Source organism: Teichococcus aerophilus (genome assembly GCF_014490485.1).
In the GTDB taxonomy this organism is placed as follows: Bacteria; Pseudomonadota; Alphaproteobacteria; order Acetobacterales; family Acetobacteraceae; genus Pseudoroseomonas; species Pseudoroseomonas aerophila.
The window spans coordinates 46,335-62,555 of sequence record NZ_JACTVA010000030.1 but is presented as its reverse complement, the minus strand read 5'-3'; the positions used below and the strand labels follow the sequence as shown (position 1 = coordinate 62,555).

The following is a 16,221-nucleotide window of genomic DNA, read 5'->3' as shown; positions in this document are numbered from 1 at the left end:
CTCCACCTCGTCGCCTTCGTCTGCCTCATGCTCAAACAGGCCGCTCTACTCACCCCAGGTCCATAACAGCCTCTAGGTACGGCGCGGAGCGCGATACTCGACGGCAACACGTGCTTGTACGCGTTCTTGAGCTCGTTCAGGTCGGGCCGGATGGGGCAGGGGAGGGGGGCCGCCAGCTCGGTAACGCCCGCCATGCCGGGGGCAGTTCCGCTTTCTGCCCCAGGCCCGCCCCGCTCGGCCGTTACAGGCAAGCAGTCCCATAAAAAGCCGCCTGGTTTGTTTTCAGGGGCACCGGTGTTACCTTCCAGGCGCCGCACCTGCCCAGTTCTGGAACGCCTGATGGATAATACTGCCCGCTCCGAGCGGACCCGCAACACGGTGATCCAGGCTGCCCTGGCTATCATCGCGCGCGACGGTGCCGGGCGGCTGACCCTCGATGCCATCGCCAAGGAAGGCGGGATCAGCAAGGGCGCGCTGATGCACCATTTCCGCACCAAGGAAGCGGTGCTGAAGGCGCTGATGGAACATCAGATGCAGGACTTCGCGGCGGTGTTCGAGCAGATCAGGGCCGCTCAGGCTGCGGACCAGCCGCTCCCGGTCCTGACGTCCGAAATCGCCACGCTGCGCAGCACCTTGTCTCATCCCAATTCGGTGGCCTTCGCGGTCATGGGCGCCGTGGCGCAGGACCCCAGCCTGCTGGGCCCGACGCGGGCGCACGACGCTACGCGCGTCGCCGCCATTCGGGACGAGGCCGAGGACCAGGACCTTTCCACCCTGCGCTGGGCCGCCGCGCGTGGCCTGGCCCTCACGTCCCTGCTCGGCCTCTGCCCGCTGGGTGAGGAGGAGCGTGGCCGCCTGTTCGACCAGTTGATGGACCACACCCGCTGGGCGACGCTGGCCCGGCCCACGCACTCCGCAGCCGGCCGGAAGCGCAAAGCCAGTGCGCAGGCGTCCTCTTCGACATAAACCGTCTAGATGGTTTGCAAATTGGGCATCCTGTCGCTAGGCTGAAGCCAAGCAAGACACGGAGACCCCTCATGGCCGGCTTGGCATCCAGGCCCGCACGACGGCGTCGCGGCCTTTGGGGGACGATCCTCACGCGGCACACGTCTGGCCACGATGGCCATGATCGCAGTCTACGCAAGCAAACTTCCTATGGGGACAGCTGTGACCTTCGTCGCAAGCCCGCGCCGTTGGCACTCTGGACGCCCGAGCCCTATGGCGCCTTCATCTGGCTGGTCCCAGCGGCCGCCGCATTGATTTCCGTCTATGCCGGCATCGTCTCCTGCACCGGATACGACCCGCTGATGACAGCCTGGGCCGAGTGGGTCCTGAGCGCGCCCGGTGTGACTGCCTGCACCGCCTGCTTTGTCGCCGATGCAGGCGCCACACCCAGCCCTGCACGCTGACATGCATCGAACCCCGGTGTCAGACATCGCCAGTTGCCAGTGGGCATCGTGCTTTGTTGCCACTACATCGATGGCGTCGCGTGACGAGGCTTGCAACCGCGGACCCCGGCCCGCACCGCGCCGGCGTGTGACGCGCGCTACGGCCCAGAGCCGCCCGGCGCGGATGCACGGCTTCTCGCACCCACCATAACCTTGCGTGGCCGAGCGACAGCGTCGCCCCCGCTCACGCCGAGCCCGTCAAGGAACCGACATGGGCCCCAGGCTCGGCCAGCGCTTCGCGCTGGTGAACGACGCCGCGCCCAACACCCTGCGCATCCGCCTGACCCTGGCCGGCGCCGCCACCACGCCCGTGCTCAGCACCGTCACGCGGTTCGACATCGGCGGCGGTCTCTATAACGGCGTGCAGGCAGCCCGTGGCGGCGAGGGCCTCTTCATCAGCTCCGCCAGCTATGCGGTGGAGATCTTCGATGCCGCCAGCAACACATTGTTGGATGCCTTCGTCGCCAAGCAGTACCCGAACGCTTACAACATTCCCGCCGGCATCGGCTCGCTCGCCGCCGCACGCACCGGGATCGACAAGGGGGCGGAGGAGCTTCTGGAACAGCCGCGCTGATGACCCGGGCGGCTGGGGAGCGCGCACTTCCCGGCCGCCGAGCCTCAGTCCAGCAGCACCAGCTCCGCCCCATCCTCGACCAGGTCGCCAGCCTGGCAGGAAATGGCTGTCACGGTGCCATCCGCCGGGGCGGTGATGCGCATCTGCACCTTCATCGCCTCCAGCATCATCAACACGGCTCCGCGCGTGACCACCTGCCCAGGCGTCACCAGTACCTCCAGCACCTTGCCGGGCATCGGGGCCAACACGCGGCCCGCCGCTGCCTCCACCACGCCGCCCATGGCCAGTGGGTCGACCGCGTACACGGTATGGCTGCTGCCATCGGCATAGACCGTCAGCCGGTCCTGCCGCCGCAGCACAAGCGCCTTGAAGGCGCGCCCGTCCAGCCAGACGGTACGGCTGCCATCCTCATGGGCCAGCGTGTCGATTTCGGCATTGCCACCGGGAAGATCGAGCCGCCAGCGATGCGGATGCAGATGCGCGCGCACGACCTGCGTCGTCTCGCCATCCGCCAGATGGATGTCCTGGTAGCCATCGCCGTTCATCCGCCAGGCACTGACGGCGCCCCAGGGCGAATGCGGATCGGCGGTATCGGCGACGGCATCATGTCCCTCCAGCCACTCGACCACCGCGGCGGCCAGGACCTCGCGGGACGCCGGGCCGGGCGGTGCCAGCAACGTATCGGCATGCCGGCCGATGAAGCCGGTGTCGACACCGCCGGCGCGGAACTCCGCCTGGGCTGCGATGCCGCGCAGCAGCGCCAGGTTGGTGGCGGGCCCGGCGATCTCCGTGCCCGTCAGGGCGCGGGACAGCCGCGCAAGCGCGGCATCGCGGTCCGGCGCATAGGCGATGATCTTGGCGATCATCGGGTCATAATGAATGCTCACAGCATCGCCCTGGCGGATGCCGGTATCGACGCGGATGCCATCCCCCGCCGGCAGGCGCAGATGCTCGACCCGCCCGGTGGAGGGCGCGAACTCCCGTGCCGGGTCCTCGGCGTAGAGCCGTACCTCGATGGCGTGGCCGCGTATCCGCAGATCTTCCTGCGCCAGGGGCAGGGGCTGCCCCGCCGCTACGCGCAACTGCCACTCCACCAGGTCCTGCCCAGTGATGGCTTCCGTCACCGGATGCTCCACTTGCAGCCGCGTATTCATCTCCATGAAGTGGAAGGCGTCGCCCTCGGCGATGAACTCCACGGTGCCTGCGCCGACATAGTCGATGGCTCGCGCCGCATCGCAGGCCGCGCGGCCCATGGCGTCCCGCCGGGCCGCATCCATGCCGGGCGCGGGCGCTTCCTCCAGCACCTTCTGGTGACGGCGCTGGATGGAGCAATCACGCTCGAACAGATGCACGACATTGCCGTGTGTATCGGCGAAGACCTGGATCTCAATATGGCGCGGCTGCGTCAGGTAGCGCTCCAGCAGCACATGATCGTCGCCGAAGGCCGAGCGCGCCTCGCCCTTGGCCAGATCGAGGCAGCCCTGGAATGCCGCTGCGGACTCCACCACCTTCATACCCTTGCCGCCGCCGCCGGCGCTGGCTTTGATCAGCAGCGGATAACCGATGCGGTCGGCCTCGCGCTGCAGTACCGCAGGCGCCTGGTCGGCACCGTGATACCCGGACACCAACGGCACCCCGGCGCGCTCCATCAGCGCCTTGGCGGCCGATTTGGACCCCATGGCGCGGATGGAAGCCGGCGGCGGGCCAATGAAGACGATGCCGGCGGCGTCACAGGCTTGCGCGAACTCCGCGTTCTCGGACAGGAAGCCATAGCCCGGATGGATTGCCTCGGCGCCCGAGGCGATGGCGGCGGCGATGATGGCGTCGATGCGCAGATAGCTGTCTCGCGCCGGGGCCGGGCCCAGCAGCCGGGCATCGTCGGCCATGGCGACATGCATGGACCTGGCATCGGCTTCCGAATACACCGCGACGGCGCGGATGCCCATGCGCTGCGCGGTGCGCATCACGCGGCAGGCGATTTCGCCACGATTGGCGACCAGGATGGTGTTGAACATCGCCATTACATCCGGAACAGGCCGAAGCCCGGGCCACGACCGGCCCAGGATTCGATGGGCGCGTTCAGCGCGGCCGAGATGGCCAGCCCCAGGACGGTCCGCGTATCCGCCGGGTCGATGATGCCGTCATCCCATAGCCGGGCGCTGGCGTAGTAGGGATGGCCCTGGGTCTCGTACTGCTCGCGCAGCGGCGCCTTGAAGCGCTCCTCCTCCTCCACCGGCCAGGTTTCGCCCTTGGCCTCCATCGCGTCCCGCCGGATGGTGGAGAGGACCGAGGCCGCCTGTTCCCCGCCCATGACGCCGATGCGGGCGTTGGGCCACATGAACAGGAAGCGCGGCGAATAGGCGCGGCCGCACATGCCGTAATTGCCGGCGCCGAAACTGCCGCCGATGACGACGGTAAATTTCGGCACCGTGGCCGTCGCCACAGCCGTCACCATCTTGGCGCCGTCCTTGGCAATGCCGCCGCTCTCATATTTTCGCCCGACCATGAAGCCGGTGATGTTCTGCAGGAACACCAGCGGAATGCCGCGCTGGCAGCACAGCTCGATGAAATGCGCCCCCTTCTGCGCGGATTCCGAGAACAGCACGCCGTTATTGGCGATGATGCCGACGGGGTAGCCATGCAGCCGCGCGAAGCCGGTCACCAGCGTCGGGCCATAGAGCGGCTTGAACTCATCGAATTCCGAGGCATCGACCAGCCGTGCGATCACCTCCCGCACGTCATAGGGCTGGCGCAGGTCCGCCGGCACCACGCCATGCAGGCTCTGCGCGTCATAGAGCGGCGCCCGTGGCGCGGCGATGTCGAGCGATGCGGGCTTCCTGGTGTTCAATCCGCCGACGATGCGGCGGGCGATTCCCAGCGCATGCGCGTCGCTTTCCGCCAGATGGTCGGTGACGCCGGAGATGCGGGAATGCACCTCCGCGCCGCCCAGATCCTCGGCGCTGACCACCTCGCCCGTCGCCGCCTTCACCAGCGGCGGGCCGGCCAGGAAGATGGTGCCCTGGTTGCGCACGATAATGCTCTGGTCGGACATCGCCGGCACGTAGGCGCCGCCGGCGGTGCAACTTCCCATCACCACCGCGATCTGCGGAATGCCCTTGGCCGACATCTGCGCCTGGTTGAAGAAGATCCGGCCGAAATGGTCGCGGTCCGGAAACACCTCGTCCTGATTCGGCAGGTTGGCGCCGCCGGAATCCACCAGGTACAGGCAGGGCAGGCGGTTCTGCTCGGCGATTTCCTGTGCGCGGAGGTGCTTCTTCACCGTCAGCGGGAAGTAGGTGCCGCCCTTCACCGTGGCGTCGTTGGCCACGATCATGCACTCGCGCCCCGCCACCCGGCCGATGCCGGCGATCAGCCCGGCCGAGGGCACCTCGTCCTGGTACAGTCCCTGCGCGGCCAGTTGACCGATCTCCAGGAAGGGGGAGGCGGGGTCGATCAGGGCGCGCACCCGGTCACGCGGCAGCAGCTTGCCGCGGGCCAGATGCTTCTCCCGCGCCGCCGCGCCGCCACCTTCGCGCACCCGCTCCGCCCGCTGGCGCAGGTCATCGACTAGCGCGCGCATGCGGGCCGCGTTCTCGGCGTAGTCGGGCGCGCGGACGTCCACTGCGGTTTGCAGCACCGGCATCAGCTGTTTCCTGTCACGGACCCGGGTCCGTTCTCTGTCTGTGGAGCAGGGGCATGCGGCCGTGTGCCCCGGTCGATCACGCCGCGCTCGCGCAGGGCCTGGATCTGCGCGGCGGAATAGTTCAGCTCGCGCCGGAGGATTTCCTCGGTGTGCTGGCCCAGTACAGGCGGCGCCTCCAGCGGCGCCTGCGTCTCGCCGGGAAACTTCAAGGGCCGGCCCAGTACCGGCATGGTGCCGAGCGTCTGGTGCTGCACCTCCACTACCATCTCCCGCGCCCGGGCATGCGGGTGGGCCAGCGCTTCCTGCACGCCCAGCACGGGTGCATGCGGTACGTCGTGCGCTTCCAGGATGCCCTGCCATTCGGCGACGCTGCGGGTGCGGGTGATGGCGGCGATGCGCGGCTCGATCTCGCCCCTGCGTTCGCGCCGCTGCGCCATGGTGGCCAGGCCGGGGTCGCTGCCCAGCTCGGGGCAGCCCAGCGCCGTGCACAGGCGCGGCCAGAACTGGTCGGCCAGGCAGGCGATGACGATGGCGCCATCCATCGCCGGGAAGGCATCATACGGCACCACGCTGGGATGCGCCGAGCCCACCGGCTGCGGGTTCTGCCCGGTGATAAAGGCCAACTGCGACAGGTAGCCCAGCAGCGACATCGTGCCGTCATACAGGCTGGCATCGATCAGCCGCCCGCGCCCGGTGACGGAACGCTCATGCAGGGCGGAGAGGATGCCGATGGCGCCGAAGATGCCGCCGGACATGTCACCGATCGGCAGGCCCAGCTTCACCGGCGCACCGCCGGCGGCGCCATTGACGCTCATCACCCCCGTCATGGCCTGGGTGACGATGTCGAAGGACGGTGCGCCGGCCAATGGCCCGGTCAGGCCGAAGCCGCTGATGGCGCAGTAGATCAGCCGCGGGTTCGCCGCCATCAGCGCCGCGGCGCCGAGGCCGAGGCGGTCCATCACCCCTGGCCGGAAATTCTCGATCAGCACATCGGCTTTCGCCACCAGGCCGCGCAGGATCTCCGCCCCTTCCGGCTCGCGCAGATCCACCACCAGGCTGCGCTTGCCACGATTCAGCGCCAGGAAATAGTGGCTCTCGCCCTCGACGAAAGGCGCGAAGCCGCGCGTCTCGTCACCCCGCTCCGGCGCTTCCAGCTTCAGCACCTCGGCGCCCAAATCGGCCAGGAACTGGGCGGCGAGCGGGCCGGCCAGCACGCGGGTGAGGTCCAGCACCCGCAGTCCCGCCAGCGGGCCCTTCCAGGCGGCGGCGGGTGGGGCTGCGGGCGCCTGTTGCTGCGGCATCGGCTGGTCCATGGCTGTTCCTCCTTCGCCCCGCCTATTGCGCGGTCAGCCCCAGGCTGCGGACGATGGGTTCCCAGATCGCGCGGTCCCGGCGCATCAGCGCGGCGAGATCGGCCGGCGTGCCGCCCAGCGGGTCCGCGCCATCCTGCACCATGTTCGCCTTGATCGCCGGGTCGGCCAGGGCCTCGTTCACCACCCGGTTCATCAGCTGCACCACGGCCGGCGGGGTGCTACGCGGCGCATAGAGCGCGTTCCACGCCACCAGCGTGACATCGACGCCGGATTCCTTCAGCGTCGGCACCTCGGCCAGGGATTCCGTACGGCTGTCGGTGGAGATGGCGATGGGCGCCACCTGTCCCTGGCGGATCGGCCCCAGCGCGGCGGTGACGGTATCGATCGAGGCCTGCACGTCGTTCCGCAACAGCCCCGTCAGCGCCTGGCCACTGCCGTTATAGGGCACCGGCAGCAGGTCGGCGCCGGTCTTGTCCCGGATCATCTGCAGCACGACGCGCGCCGTGGTGCTGGGGCAGCCGACGGAAACCTGCCCCGGCTTCTCCTTCGCCGCCGCGATCAGCTCGGCCACGCTGTGGAAGCGGCTGTTCTTCGCGGTGGAGAGCACCATGCCGAAGCGCAGCACGCCGGCGATCGGGTCGAAATCCTTCACCGGGTCGAAGCCCAGTGACGCATACATGAACTCGTTGCCCGCATGGGTGCCGTTGGTGCCCCATAGCAACGTGTAGCCATCCGGCTCGGTCCGCGCGGCGGCGGCGGTGCCGATATTGCCGCCGGCACCGGCGCGGTTCTCCACCACGAAGACCTGGCCGAGCCGCTTGTGGAAGTATTCGGAGAAACGGCGTGCGAACAGGTCGGACCCCTGGCCGGCGGCATAGGGCACCATGATGCGGACGGGCCGGGTGGGATAGTTCGCAGCCTGAGCCTGGGCCCGCGCGCCCGGGAGCGCGGCGGTGCCCGCCAACAGTGCCAGCGGCCCTGCCAGCATGGTCCTCCTGTGCATGACGTGTCTTCCCTGTTTTGTTTTGTTGCTTGGACGTCCGTCTCGGCGGGGGCGGCGTGCCGCCCCCGCCGGTCATAGCATGAGGTCAGGCACGGCTGGGCAGGGCCACGGTCGCGGTGCCCAGCACCGACAGCTCGCCATCCTGGTTGACCGCCTGCTGCTCGATATCGACCAGGTTGCGGCCACCCTCGACGCGCTTGCCCGTCACCTTGCCGTCGATGAACAGCAGGTCGCCCTCGGGGTTGTGGCGGCGCAGCTTGCTGGTGGCACGGGTGAGGAAGCCAGCGTCGCCCATCCAGTTGGTGACGTGGTGGGTCAGCCAGGAACAGCGCTCCGGCCCGTAGTCATAGGCACCCGGCGCGCCGACCATCAGCGCCATCTCCGGCTCCCAGTGCACGCGCTCCGGGCAATCGGGGATGCCGAAGCGGTTCTTGATGCCGAGGCCGGGATGGTTGCGGATCTGCCGCCAGGCCAGCTTGTTGGCGCGGATATACAGGCCGCCCCAGCCCTGCGCGAAGGCGACGAAGCCCGTCACCGTCATCGGCCCCTTGGCCATGGTCGGCAGCGCGTCGCCGACCTGCACGTCCTCGTAGTAGCGCGGGGTGGCGCCGCGCACTTCCTCGGCCTCGTACAGCTTGTAGACGCGGTCCAGCTCCTCGTCGGTATAGACGCGGGGGGGCTTGGACTTCACGTCGGTATACTTGGTGCCCTGCTCGCGCGCCGCGTCGCGGTCGGTGCGGAAGCACCAGCTCTCGGCCTCGGCCACCTTGTCGCCGCCGTCGCCGTAGAAGTCGACGTGATAGACCTGGCGAATGGCGCGGCCGGCGAAGCCGGTATTGTGCTCGACGAGGTCGGACAGATGCGCCTCGGTGCGGATCACCTCATTGCGGCGGACCCAGCGGTGCCAGCGCCAATCGGCGCCGGACCACATGGCATGCACGCCCGGCAGGCCGCCGACATAGCCGGAGATGATGCGGCTGGTGGTGAACAGGAAGCTCGGCAGCGCCAGGATGCCGCCATGTGCGCTGCGCTCGGCATAGGCCGGGTCGCACCACAGCGGGTTGTCGTCACCGATGCCGTGGGCGTAGTGGCGGATGTTGTCGCGCGTCGCTTCGTAGTTCCAGGGCTCCGCGGTATTCTCGATCGGCTTGCCGATGCGCTGGCGCAGGTCGTCCAGCGCCGCCTCGGTGATCTTGGGGAAGAGCCGGGTGCCCGGCTGCTCCAGCGTGGTGGCTGACATGATGCTTCCTCTGTCCGTTCTGGCGTCTGGTTGGCTCAGGCGGTCACGCGGCGCGCGGCTTCGGCGTCGCGGATGGCCTTGCGATGGATCTTGCCCGCCGGCGTCTTCGGCAACTCGGCCACGAAGGCGATCTGGCGGGGGTATTCGTGCTGGCTCAGCCGCGCACGGGTGAAGTCCTGCAACTCACGCGTGAAGGCTTCGTCGCCCGTGCGGTGGCTGACGATGAAGGCCTTCACCACCTGGCCGCGCACCGGGTCCGGCACGCCGATCGCGGCGGCTTCGCGCACGTCGGCGTGCTGCATCAGCACGTCCTCGATCTCCACCGCGCTCATGGTCCAGCCGGCGGAGATGATGACGTCGTCGGCCCGGCCGGCGTGGTGGAAGTAACCATCCTCGTCGATGCGGCCGAGGTCCTTGGTCGGCACCCACTCGCCGCGGCGGTGCAGGCGGATCTCGCCGATCTCGCCGGGTGTGCAGGGCGTGCCGTCCGGCCGCTGCACCTGCACCTCCAACCCCGGCACGGCCTTGCCCAGGGAGCCGGGCTTGACGCGGAAATCGGTCGCGCCCGGGTAGTTCACCAGCGCCACGCCGACCTCGGTGGTGCCGTACATGCTGCAGGCGGGCACGCCGAAGGTCTCGTCGATGAAGCGCAGCGTCTCCACGTCGATCGGCTCGCCGGTATAGGAGAGCTTGCGGATGGCGAAGGTGAAGCCGCCGGCACCGCCATTGGTGCGCATCATCCGGTAGTGGGTGGAAGCGGCGGAGAGGTTGGTGATGCCGAAATCCTGCAGCGCCCGCATCAGCCGGGCGGCATCGAAGCGGCCGGCATAGGTGCCGGTGGTGACGCCCATCGCCAGCGGCGCCAGCGTGCCATGCGCCAGCCCATGCCCCCAGGCAGGGGAGGAGGGGCAGAAGAACTGGTCGCCCGGCCGGATGCCGGTGCCGTACAGCGCCGCCATCATCAGCACGACGACGGAGCGGTGCGTGTGCTTCACCGCCGCCGGCAGTTCCCGCGTGGTGCCCGAGGTATACTGGAACAGTGCCAGGTCGTCCGCCTTGGTATCCGGCACGTACTCCGTCGGCAGGGCGGCCAGCGCGGCCATGAAAGCGTCGTCGACGATGACGGTCTCGGTACCCGCGATGCCCTGGGCGGCCGGCGCCTTCTCGGCATTGGTCAGCAGCACGCGCGGCGCGCAGTCGGAGACACGCAGGCGGATGCCGTCCGGCCCGAACAGGGTGAACAGCGGCACCGCGATGGCGCCGCGCTTCATGGCGCCGAACATCGCCGCATAGAAGGGCAGGGACGGGTCCAGCATGACGGCGACCCGGTCGCCGGGCCCGACGCCGCGCGCGGCCAGCCAATGGGCGATGCGGGAGGATGCGTCCGCGATGGCGCGGAAGGTGATCAGTTCGTCCCGCCCATCGGCATGCGCCACCCGCACCGCCAGCCGCGCCGGGTCCGCCGCGTGGCGGTCGATGCATTCATGCGCGATGTTGAAATGCGACCTGTCGCCGTCGAAGAACTCCCACAGCCGGGCGGGCGTGAAGTGAGCCTGCGCAAAGGCGTAGTCACAGCTATCGGTGAGCTGTGTCATCGGACGTTGTCTCCCTCGGCTATGCGCCTTTCGGGCATTCAAGTCAGGGGCGGAGGATGTTGTCAATGAGAGTTATCTGTTGTACAGATACAACATGAAGCCAGACCCCGACGAAGCCGCCGGTAATTCCGGCGCCGTTGCCCGCGCCGTGCCCGCCGTCACCCGGGCGGTGGCCATCCTGCGGCTGCTGTCGCGCAGCGAGGCACCGCTCGGCGTGCATGCCATCGCGCGGCCGCTGGGCATGGTGCCCAGCACCTGCCTGCACATCCTGCGCGCCCTGGTGGCCGAGGAATTGTTGTCGGTGGACTCGGCCACCAAGCGCTATGCGCTGGCCAGCGGCGTCGTCGCGCTGGCGCGGGGCATGTTGCGCAACGACCCCTTCGCCAATTTGGCGCAACCGGTGCTGGACCGGCTGGCGGCCGAGTACGGCACCACCGCCATCGGCGTCGAGGCCACCGGGCTGGACCATATCGTGGCGCTGGCCATTGCCCGCCCGGGTCATGCGCTACGGCTGCAGGTGGATGTCGGCAGCCGCTACCCGGCGCTGATCAGCGCCACGGGCCGCTGCATCGCCGCCTTCGGCGACCATTCCTGGAAGGAGATGGAACGGCGCTTCCACACCTTGCGGTGGGAGAACCCGCCCAGCCTGCAGCAATGGCGGGACGACGTGCAGGCGACGCGGGAGAGCGGCTACGCCGTCGATGAAGGCCGCTATATCACCGGCGTCACCGTCATCGCGGCGCCGGTGATGCCGCGCGGCCGCGTCTCCCACGCCATCGTCGTCGTCGGCGTGGCCGAGCAACTGCGCAGGTTGGGGCTGGAAGATATCGGCACCGCGATGCGGGCGCAGGCCGCCGCGCTCTCCCTGAAGCTGGAAGGCGCGTAGGCCAGGTTCCTTCTCACGACAGTGGGTGACGCGGCCGCCCTGGCCTCATCGCGGAACCAGAGCCACGCCGACAATAACTCGGGCCTGGGGAATGCCCTCCCCAGCCTTCACCAAACCTGCCGGACCACCGGCTAGATCGTCCGGCCGCCATCCACTTCCAACACCACGCCAGTGATGAAATTGGCTTCGTCGGAGGCGAGGTACAGGCAGGCGCTGGCGATGTCCTCGGCCTTGGACAGACGGCCGAGCGGGATGGTGGCCAGGAACTTCGCGCGGTTCTCCGGCGTGTCCGGCATGCCCATGAAGGCCTCCAGCAGTGCCGTCGCGCCCATCACCGGCGCCACGCAATTGACGCGGATCTTGTCCGGCGCCAACTCCACCGCCATGGAGCGGGAGAGCAGATTCACCGCCCCCTTGGTGCCGTTGTACCAGGTCAGCCCCGGGCGCGGGCGGATGCCGGCGGTGGAGCCGATATTGATCATCACGCCGCCGCCCTGGGCCCGCAGCACCGGCACGGCGGCGTGCGTCATGTGGAACAGCGCCTTCACATTGATGGCGTAGACGCGGTCGAACTCCTCCTCCGTCACCTCCAGGATCGGCTTGTTGCGATGCGTCCAGCCGGCATTGTTGACGATGATGTCGAGCTTGCCGCCATGCGCGATGGCGCGCTGCACCGCCGCCTCCGTATCGCTGCGGGAGGTGACGTCGCCACGGATGGCGGCCACGGCGGGGCCGATCGTGCCTGCCACTTCCTCGGCGCCCGGGCCGTTCAGGTCCATGATGGTGACCTTCGCACCCTGCTCGGCGAACAGGCGGGCGATGCCGACCCCGAAGCCCGAGGCGCCGCCGGTGACGAGCGCGGATTTCCCTGCGAGACGCATGCTTTGTTTCCCCCGATGGTTTCTTCTTGGGCAGCCTGGACGCGGCCATGGCGTGGTCCGCGCCGGGTGATGCGGAGTGTTCTCCCGCCCAGACCGTCTGACAATATGCTAAATGATTGACCCGTCCTCCGGCTGCGTGAAAGACTGCCGGCAAATCTGATCATAGATGTCAGAGGGAGGGATCGATGCGGCCCCAATGGCGGCTTAACGCGCGCAGGCGGCGCCTGTGGGCAGAGACGGATACACGCTGGCACGCGGGGGCGGCGCCATGATGGCCTGGCTCTCCGATAACGGGCTGCTGCTGGGTCTGGCGGTGCTGGATGGCCTCGCCTCGGCGGCGTCCATCTTCATGGTGGCGGTCGGGCTGAACCTGGTGTTCGGCGTGCTGCGCATCCTGAACGTCGCCCATGGCAGCCTTTACGCCATCGGCGCCTACACCGCGGCGTCGATCACGCTGTTCCTGACATCGCATGGCCTGCCTGTATGGTTGTCCTTCCCGGCGCTGGTGGTGGCGGCGGCGCTGGTCGGCGTCATCCTCGGCCCGTTGATCGAGCGTGTGCTGCTGAAGCGGGTGGAGAAGCAGGAGCCGGTGTTGCAACTGCTGGTCACCTTCGCGCTGTTCATGATCCTGGAGGACGTGCAGAAGCTCATCTGGGGCGTGCAGCCGGTCTCCAACGACACGCCGATGCGCCTGCTCGGCACGATCGACGTGCCCTTCGGCGCGGATGTCATTCCCTTCACCGCCTACCAACTCTTCGTGCTGCCGGGCATTGCGCTGTTCACCCTCGTCGGCCTCGCCTGGTTCATGCGGCGGACGCTGACGGGGCGCGTCATCGTCGCGGTGACGACGGATCGGGAGGCCGCGACCTCCCAGGGCATCGATTCCGCGAAGATCACCATGCTGACCTTCACCTTCGGCGCCATGCTGGCCGCCCTCGGCGGCGCGCTGGCCTCGCCGATGAGCTCGATGGTCCCGGGCGTCGGCGCCTCCACCATCGTGCTCTCCTTCGCCGTGGTGGCGACGGCGGGGCTGGGGCAGGTGGAGGGCGCGGCCATCGCCGCGGTCATGATCGGCCTTGGCCGCTCCATCGCGGTGTATCTGGAGCCGGAGCTGGAAGTGGTGGTGCCGTACCTCATCATGGTGCTGGTGCTGCTGGTGCGTCCGCAGGGCCTGTTCGGCGTGACGGAGACGCGGCGCATATGAACGCGCGCCTGGAAATCCTCGCCGGAATCCTTGGCGCCGCCGTGCTGGTGCTGCTGGCCTATGCGGCGCCCTGGCTGCGCTTCGTGCTGACCATCGCGCTGGCGAAGGGCATCATGGTGCTGGGCATCCTGCTGCTGCTGCGGGCCGGGCAGGTCAGCTTCGGCCACGCCATGTATGTCGCCATCGCTGCCTACTCGGTCGCGTTCATCGCGCCACACATGCGGGAAGCCTTGCTGTTGTTGCCGCTGGCGGCGGTCATCTCGGCGGCGGCCGGGTTGCTGATCGGCCTGTTCGTCATGCGCTACCGCGAGATCTTCTTCGGCATGCTGAACCTGGCGCTCAGCATGGTGTTCTACTCGCTGCTGGAGAAGCTCTACACGGTCACGCACGGCACCGATGGCATCCGCCTGCCGGTGCCGACCTTCCTGGGGCGGGAGCTGGCCGGCGCCTCCTACGAATGGGCGGTGTTCGCCCTGGCGCTGGTGCTGGCGGCCTGCTTCGCGGTGGTGGTGCGCATCTATCTCGCCGCGCCGCTCGGGCAGGCGCTGGCGGGCATCAAGACGCGGGAAGCGCGGCTGGAATTCATGGGCGTGCCGGGCCGCTTCGTGCTGCTGGCCGCGTATGTGCTCTCGGCGCTGATGGCGGGCTGCGGCGGCACCATCATCGCCCTGACCAGCCGGCACGTCACGCCGGCACTGGCCTACTGGACCGCTTCGGGCGAGCTGGTGTTCATCGCCATCCTCGGCGGTGCCGGCAGCGTGCTCGGCGCCTTCCTCGGCGCCGTTGTGTATGAGCTGACGCGCGTCTACGCCGCCGCCAACTTGGCCGATGCGTGGCAGCTGATCCTCGGCTCGGTACTGCTGCTGGTCATCCTGTTCGCCCCCGGCGGATTGTTCGGCATCGCGCAGGGCCTGCTGCGCCGGAGGAAAGCCGCATGAGCGTGTTGCTGTCCGCGCAGGATCTGCGGCTGGCCTTCGGCGGCGTGAAGGCGGCCGACGGCATCAACCTCGATGTCATGGAGCGTGAGTTCCTCGCCATCATCGGCCCCAACGGCGCCGGCAAGACCACTTTCATCAACATGACCACCGGGCACCTGACGCCGCAGGGCGGTTCCATCCGCTATGAGGGCAAGGAACTGCTGGGGATGAAGCCGCGCGCCATCGTGCGCCTCGGCATCGCGCGTTCCTTCCAGCTGCCGCAATTGTTCACCGAGCATACGGTGCTGGAGAACGCGGCGATGGCCGTGGCGGCGCGGGAGGGTGCTTTCTCCCCCTTCCGCCCGCTGCTGCGCCCGGCCTTCCGGGAGGAGGCGGAGGACCTGCTGAACCGCTTCGGCCTGCTGCCGGCGGCGGACCGCCGCGCCGACGCGCTGAACGAAGGCACCCGCAAGCTGACTGACATCGCCATGGCGGTCGCGATGAAACCCAAGCTGCTGCTGATGGATGAGCCGACCAGCGGCGTCGCCGCCGCCGACAAGATGGCGGTGGTGGAAACCCTTGCGCGCGTGCTGCGCGATGCCGGCGTCACCGCGGTGTTCGTGGAGCACGACATGGACGTGGTGGGGCGGATCGCGGACCGGGTGGCCGTCTGGGGCCAGGGCAGGATCGCGGCGCTGGGCCCGCCCGGGCAGATTCTCAACGACCCTGTCGTGCAGCGCGAGGTCATCGGCATCCGGGCTGGCGAGGTGCCACATGCTGCGGCTTGAGAAGGTCTCGGTCGATATCGCCGGTGCGCCGGTGCTGCGCGGAGTGGATCTGGTGGTGCCGCCCGGTGCGCGCGTGGCGCTGATCGGCCGCAACGGCGCCGGCAAGACGACGACGCTGCGCACGCTGATGGGCCTGCTGCCCGCCCGCGGCGGCATCAGCATCGATGGCCAGCCCTGCACCGACGCCCCCGCGCATCGCCGCGCCGCCCTCGGCATCGGCTACGCGCCGGAGGAACGGCGGCTGTTCGGCAGCTTCACCGTGCTGGAGAATCTCCGCCTGCCGGCCGAGGTGCTGAAGCTACCCGAGGCCGAGCTGAAGCGGCGGCTTGAGATGGTGTTCGGCCTGCTGCCGGAGTTGCGGGAGTTCGGCCCGCGCAAGGCGGCCGGGCTCTCCGGCGGGCAGGGCAAGATGGTGGCGCTGGGCCGGGCGCTGATGGTCGGCACCCGGGCGGTGCTGCTGGATGAGCCGTTCCAGGGCCTCGCCCCCGCCCTGGCGCTGCGCTACGCCGAGGCGCTGGGGCGGCTGCGCGCCTTGCTGCCGGATGTCGCCCTGCTGATCACGGAAAGCAGCCCGGACCTGCTGCGCGGCCTGGTTGAGCAGACCTTCGTCATCGAGCGCGGCGAGATCCAGCCGGCGGCGGCCTGATCCCGCCCCGGGGGCCGCCGCGCCCCCGGGGGCGCCTTCGCATCTCCTCCCACAACTCGCGGAAGCCGGCCGGAAGCCTCCTG

At 68.9% G+C, this 16,221-nt stretch carries 15 protein-coding genes; 8 read left to right on the top strand and 7 right to left on the bottom strand.

Annotated elements, in window-relative coordinates; translation table 11 throughout:
- Positions 1-339: 339 nt before the first annotated feature.
- The 3 genes from IBL26_RS15980 (at position 340) to IBL26_RS15970 (ending at position 2,022) form a co-directional block, all read left to right on the top strand.
- Positions 340-966, top strand: a complete 627-nt coding sequence (locus tag IBL26_RS15980) for a TetR/AcrR family transcriptional regulator (protein ID WP_187785502.1) — start codon at positions 340-342, stop codon at positions 964-966.
- A 227-nt stretch (positions 967-1,193) separates the two neighbouring features.
- On the top strand, positions 1,194-1,409 hold the full coding sequence (locus IBL26_RS15975) for a hypothetical protein (protein WP_187785501.1): 216 nt from the start codon (positions 1,194-1,196) through the stop codon (positions 1,407-1,409).
- A gap of 250 nt (positions 1,410-1,659) precedes the next feature.
- Complete coding sequence (locus tag IBL26_RS15970) at positions 1,660-2,022, top strand: DUF3313 domain-containing protein (RefSeq protein WP_187785500.1); 363 nt, start codon at positions 1,660-1,662, stop codon at positions 2,020-2,022.
- Positions 2,023-2,066: 44 nt separating this feature from the next.
- Here IBL26_RS15970 and IBL26_RS15965 read toward each other — a convergent pair whose 3' ends face one another.
- The 6 genes from IBL26_RS15965 to IBL26_RS15940 all read right to left on the bottom strand — a co-directional run bounded on the left by IBL26_RS15965 (position 2,067) and on the right by IBL26_RS15940 (position 10,816).
- Positions 2,067-4,037, bottom strand: coding sequence for an acetyl/propionyl/methylcrotonyl-CoA carboxylase subunit alpha (locus IBL26_RS15965; RefSeq protein ID WP_187785499.1), 1,971 nt, complete (start codon positions 4,035-4,037; stop codon positions 2,067-2,069).
- A 5-nt stretch (positions 4,038-4,042) separates the two neighbouring features.
- Positions 4,043-5,665, bottom strand: a complete 1,623-nt coding sequence (locus IBL26_RS15960; protein WP_187785498.1) for a carboxyl transferase domain-containing protein — start codon at positions 5,663-5,665, stop codon at positions 4,043-4,045.
- The gene (locus IBL26_RS15955; protein ID WP_187785497.1) at positions 5,665-6,978 is read right to left on the bottom strand and encodes a CaiB/BaiF CoA transferase family protein; all 1,314 of its coding nucleotides are present in this window, start codon (positions 6,976-6,978) and stop codon (positions 5,665-5,667) included. Before IBL26_RS15955 ends, IBL26_RS15960 begins: the two co-directional genes overlap by 1 nt.
- A 22-nt stretch (positions 6,979-7,000) precedes the next feature.
- Positions 7,001-7,981: a Bug family tripartite tricarboxylate transporter substrate binding protein gene (locus IBL26_RS15950; RefSeq protein ID WP_187785496.1), complete on the bottom strand. Its 981-nt coding sequence runs from the start codon at positions 7,979-7,981 to the stop codon at positions 7,001-7,003.
- A gap of 85 nt (positions 7,982-8,066) precedes the next feature.
- Positions 8,067-9,221 (bottom strand): FAS1-like dehydratase domain-containing protein, encoded by a 1,155-nt coding sequence (locus tag IBL26_RS15945; protein WP_187785495.1) that lies wholly within the window; start codon positions 9,219-9,221, stop codon positions 8,067-8,069.
- Positions 9,222-9,256: 35 nt separating this feature from the next.
- Positions 9,257-10,816 (bottom strand): acyl-CoA synthetase, encoded by a 1,560-nt coding sequence (locus tag IBL26_RS15940; protein ID WP_187785494.1) that lies wholly within the window; start codon positions 10,814-10,816, stop codon positions 9,257-9,259.
- Positions 10,817-10,910: 94 nt separating this feature from the next.
- Here IBL26_RS15940 and IBL26_RS15935 point away from each other — a divergent pair, with 94 nt between their 5' ends.
- On the top strand, positions 10,911-11,702 hold the full coding sequence (locus IBL26_RS15935; protein ID WP_187785493.1) for an IclR family transcriptional regulator: 792 nt from the start codon (positions 10,911-10,913) through the stop codon (positions 11,700-11,702).
- Positions 11,703-11,833: 131 nt separating this feature from the next.
- Here IBL26_RS15935 and IBL26_RS15930 read toward each other — a convergent pair whose 3' ends face one another.
- Complete coding sequence (locus IBL26_RS15930) at positions 11,834-12,583, bottom strand: SDR family oxidoreductase (RefSeq protein ID WP_187785492.1); 750 nt, start codon at positions 12,581-12,583, stop codon at positions 11,834-11,836.
- Positions 12,584-12,809: 226 nt separating this feature from the next.
- Between IBL26_RS15930 and IBL26_RS15925 the strand changes: the two genes are divergently transcribed.
- Genes IBL26_RS15925 through IBL26_RS15910 form a run of 4 tightly spaced genes read left to right on the top strand, consistent with a single transcriptional unit; the run spans position 12,810 to position 16,138 of the window.
- Positions 12,810-13,787 (top strand): branched-chain amino acid ABC transporter permease, encoded by a 978-nt coding sequence (locus IBL26_RS15925; RefSeq protein ID WP_367615445.1) that lies wholly within the window; start codon positions 12,810-12,812, stop codon positions 13,785-13,787.
- Positions 13,784-14,725, top strand: a complete 942-nt coding sequence (locus IBL26_RS15920) for a branched-chain amino acid ABC transporter permease (RefSeq protein WP_187785491.1) — start codon at positions 13,784-13,786, stop codon at positions 14,723-14,725. Before IBL26_RS15925 ends, IBL26_RS15920 begins: the two co-directional genes overlap by 4 nt.
- Positions 14,722-15,492: an ABC transporter ATP-binding protein gene (locus IBL26_RS15915; RefSeq protein WP_187785490.1), complete on the top strand. Its 771-nt coding sequence runs from the start codon at positions 14,722-14,724 to the stop codon at positions 15,490-15,492. The genes IBL26_RS15920 and IBL26_RS15915 overlap by 4 nt, the downstream gene beginning before the upstream one ends.
- On the top strand, positions 15,479-16,138 hold the full coding sequence (locus IBL26_RS15910) for an ABC transporter ATP-binding protein (protein ID WP_187785489.1): 660 nt from the start codon (positions 15,479-15,481) through the stop codon (positions 16,136-16,138). The genes IBL26_RS15915 and IBL26_RS15910 overlap by 14 nt, the downstream gene beginning before the upstream one ends.
- The last annotated feature ends 83 nt before the right edge of the window (positions 16,139-16,221 follow it).